The following is a 3,877-nucleotide window of genomic DNA, read 5'->3' on the forward strand; positions in this document are numbered from 1 at the left end:
GGGTGGGCGTGGTGGCGGCGGGCTTCGCGCCGTACATCCGGACCGCGCTGCGCTGCACCTGGCCCGGGAGCATCCGGACGCCGGTGGCGGTCGCGCGGTTGCCGTACACGTCGGTGACCCGGATCGTGTACGGGCCGGGGCCGGCGCCGGAATCGATCAGCCAGTAGTTGTAGTCCTGCCGCTGGGCCGCCCGCCACGATCCGTTCTGCCGGACCTCGACCGAGCGCAGCGGGTTGCCGTGGTCACCGACCAGGACGGCGAACCACCACTGCGACGAGCCCTCCTTCATGCGGAAGGTGAGCGGCCCGGGCAGCGGCGGGTTCACCACGGCCCGGTAGCTGACCTTCACCACGCCCTGCACCGGGTCGGCGATCCGGGCGAACGCTTCCGCGGACAGGTCGAGGTGGCCGGGGGCGCACTCCGGGCACTGGTCCATGACGAGCACCCGGACCGTGCCGCGCGGACCGGTGACGTCGAGGAACCCGCCGCAGGAGGCGCCGGCCGCGTACTCGCCCGGGCCGAGCGCGACGTACATCCGGTTGGCCGGGGCGGCGGGGCGGGAGCAGTTGCCGCCGGCGCCCGCGGAGTCGTAGAAGGTGGCCTTGCCGCTGCGGGTCGTCCCACCGACGGGCGGAGCGGCGCCGAGTGGACCCGCCGCCAGGACCGGGACGCCGGCGGGTGGAGGCGGGGCCGCGCAGGCGGGGGCGGCGCCGCCGCGTACCGCGAGGGCGACAGCGACCGCCGCCGCGACGGTGACCAGACCGGCGGCGGCGAGCCGGCGACGGCGCGTGGCCGCACGGCTGGCGGGCGCGTGGTCGTCGGTCGGCGGGTGGGGTACGGTGCCGTCGGTCACGCCGGTCGATGCTGCCGGACCGGCGTGCCGCCGGACAAGCGAGCTAAGCGAAAGCTAAACCGGCGCGGCGGCTAGTACGGCCGGACCGCGCGGGCGGTGGCGACGATGCCGGCCAGCTCGTCGGCGAGGTCGGGGCGTCCGCGCAGCGAGTCCTCCAGGCGGACGCGCCACACTCCGGTCTCGACCGGGATCCGTTCGTCGCCGGACCAACGGACCCGGTCGCGGGTCTCGTCGAGGGCCGACCATGTGGCGGGGCCGAGCAGATCGCCGAGTACACGGTAGAGCCAGCGGAACAGTTCCTCGTCGTGGATCGACGCGCCGATGACGCGGGCCGCGTCCCACGCCACCCGGGGCTGGTGGATAACCTGCATCTCGACTCCTCGGTCGACCTGGCTGCCCCACCATCATCGATCCGTGACGCTCCTCACGGCAAGGCCCGGCACGCCGGTCGTGCGGCTCGCCGACCGGTGCCGAGGCCCACCGCCTGCCGTCCGAGGGTCCCCCCGCGGCGCAGCGCGAATCAGTAGCATCGCAGCATGTCAGATCGCCATCAGCTCGCCGATTCCGACGCCCGCTCCGGGGTCTCCGATGTGGAGGCGGGCGAGCCGGTGCGGGAGAAGGCGCCGCGCCGTCGCCGGGGCCGCCGGATCGCCCTGATCGTGCTGCTCGTGATGGTGCTGCTCGCCGGCGGGGGCGCGCTGGCCGGCGGCCTGTACTACCGCTCCGTCGACAAGTCGATCGAACGGGTCGACGCCTTCGAGGGCGTACCGGAGGAGTCGCGCCCGCAGGTCGAGGTCAAGGGCGCCATGAACATCATGATCCTGGGCAGCGACTCCCGCGACCCGGAGAGCACCGGCGGTTCGCGCAGCGACACGATCATCCTGGCCCACCTGCCGAAGGACCGGTCGAGCGCCCAGCTCATCTCGATCCCGCGGGACACCTGGACGGCCGTCCCGAAGTCGAAGGAGGGTCGCGGCGGTCGCGACGCGAAGATCAATGCCGCGTACGCCTGGGGCGGTGTGCCGCTGATGGTGCAGACGGTGGAGAAGTTCAGCGGCGTACGGGTGGACAACGTGGCGATGGTGGACTTCGCCGGCTTCAAGGAGATCATCGACGCGCTGGGCGGTGTCGAGATCGACGTGGAGAAGGGGTTCACCACGAACTACTCGCTGATCGGCACGCGGACGTTCAAGAAGGGCCGCCAGACCATGGACGGCGCCGCCGCGCTCGACTACGCGCGGGAACGGCACGCCTTCCCCGACGGCGACTTCGCCCGCATCCGGCACCAGCAGCAGGTGATCAAGGCCATTCTGGACAAGGCCGCCTCGGGCGGGGTGATGACCAACCCGGCGAAGCTCAACTCGTTCGTCCGCGCCACGTCGAACTCGGTGGCCGTCGACAAATCACTGTCTCTGGTGGACCTCGCGATGGAGATGCGTGGCCTGCGCAGCGGCAATCTGACGTTCTTCACCTGCCCGGTGAAGGGGACCGGCCGGGTCGGCAGCGAGAGCGTCGTGTTCCCGGATCCGGCGCGCGCGAAGACGCTGTTCGACGCGGTCCGCCGCGACTCGGTCCCGGAGATTCTCGCCGTCAGCGGAAAGTAGGACGTCGATCTGCCATGCCGGTGGTGGCGGCGCGGCGGGGCCGCTCGTATCCTGCGATCGTCGTCGGTCTCCGCATCCGGGCCGGCGGCGTCACGGGGGAGGATCGACAATGCCACGCCTTCCGGCGTTCGAGCATCCGGCCGCGCCGTCGAGCGATCCGCCGATGAACAGCGGCCTGGACACGACAACGGTCCTGCCCTACGCCGGGTCGCGGGCGTCGACGCGTACCCGATGGGTGCGCGCGTGGATGGTGACCGCGCCCATCGACGTGGCGGCGCTGCTTGCGCCGCTGCTGCTGACTCAGAACTACTGGCGCGGCACGCTGGCCAACGCGGCCCTGACGGTGGGCTTCTTCGCGGCGGGCGGACTGTACCGGCCGCGCCGGCACATCAGCATTCTGGACGAGCTGCCGAGCCTCGGCGGGCGGCTGCTGGCCTCCGGCGCGGTGGTGGCGATCATCGCGGCGCTGCGGCACGACTCGGTGCCGCACGTGAGCGGCTTCGTCCAGGGCGTCGCGTTCTCCGCCGGCCTGGTGATCGTCGGGCGTGCGCTGAACAGCCGGCTCGTCCTGCTGGCCCGTAAGCGCCGGTGGGTGGAGCGCAACACCATCGTCATCGGCGGCGGTCCGATCGGCGGGGAGCTGGCCCGGCTGCTGCGCCGCCACCCGCAGTACGGGCTGCGGTTCGTCGGCGCGGTGGACGCCCCGTCGAGGCCCCGCATGGGGGCGTTGCCGCTGATCGGCACGATCGACGACCTGGAGAAGCTCACCGACATGCTGGAGTGCGAGGTCCTGGTCATCGCCGACCCGGACTGCTCCGAGTCGGAGCTGATGGAGTCGCTGCTGCGTCCGGCCAGCTCGCGGTGTGACCTGTGGGCGGTGCCCCGGCTGTGGGGCTCGCGGTCGCAGGGCGGCTACCCCGACCACATCGGCGCCATTCCGATCGTCAAGATCGGCGACACCACGCTCACCGGCCCCCGGTGGCGGCTCAAGCGGGCCTCGGACGTGGTCTTCGCGGTGACCGCGCTGGTGGTGCTGAGCCCGCTGCTGCTGCTCTGCGCCCTCGCCACGTTCCTCGACGGCGGCCGGGGCGTGTTCTTCCGGCAGGAGCGCATCGGCCGGTTCGGCAAGCCGTTCCACGTCATCAAGTTCCGGTCGATGCGCCCGGAGGACGAGCACGAGTCGCAGACGACCTGGTCCATCGCCCACGATCAGCGGGTCGGACCGATCGGGCGGTTCATGCGGCGCACCTCGCTGGACGAGCTGCCGCAACTGTGGAACATCCTGCGCGGTGAGATGAGCGTGGTGGGGCCCCGCCCGGAGCGGCCGTACTTCGTGGAGAAGTTCTCGGTGGAGTACCCGACCTACGCGATGCGGCACCGCGTACCGGTCGGGCTCACCGGGCTGGCGCAGGTCAGCGGC

The 3,877-nt window shown here is 72.1% G+C and carries 4 protein-coding genes; 2 read left to right on the top strand and 2 right to left on the bottom strand.

Features of this window, described 5'->3' with window-relative positions; all coding sequences use genetic code 11:
• The coding region (locus KBX39_RS33885) for an expansin EXLX1 family cellulose-binding protein (RefSeq protein ID WP_210872898.1) at positions 1 to 853 on the bottom strand (853 nt) is incomplete at its 3' end.
• Positions 854 to 924: 71 nt separating this feature from the next.
• Positions 925 to 1,224 carry a hypothetical protein gene (locus tag KBX39_RS25600; RefSeq protein WP_210872900.1) on the bottom strand — a complete coding sequence of 100 codons (300 nt, stop codon included), beginning with the start codon at positions 1,222 to 1,224 and terminating at the stop codon, positions 925 to 927.
• Positions 1,225 to 1,389: 165 nt separating this feature from the next.
• Here KBX39_RS25600 and KBX39_RS25605 point away from each other — a divergent pair, with 165 nt between their 5' ends.
• Together KBX39_RS25605 and KBX39_RS25610 are read left to right on the top strand one after the other, a co-directional pair.
• On the top strand, positions 1,390 to 2,457 hold the full coding sequence (locus KBX39_RS25605) for an LCP family protein (protein WP_043326162.1): 1,068 nt from the start codon (positions 1,390 to 1,392) through the stop codon (positions 2,455 to 2,457).
• 109 nt (positions 2,458 to 2,566) lie between these two features.
• A partial coding sequence (locus KBX39_RS25610; protein WP_210872903.1) for an exopolysaccharide biosynthesis polyprenyl glycosylphosphotransferase occupies positions 2,567 to 3,877 on the top strand: 1,311 nt, incomplete at its 3' end.

Origin of the sequence: Micromonospora sp. D75, from assembly GCF_018070405.1 — a bacterium.
Lineage (GTDB): Bacteria > Actinomycetota > Actinomycetes > Mycobacteriales > Micromonosporaceae > Micromonospora > Micromonospora chalcea.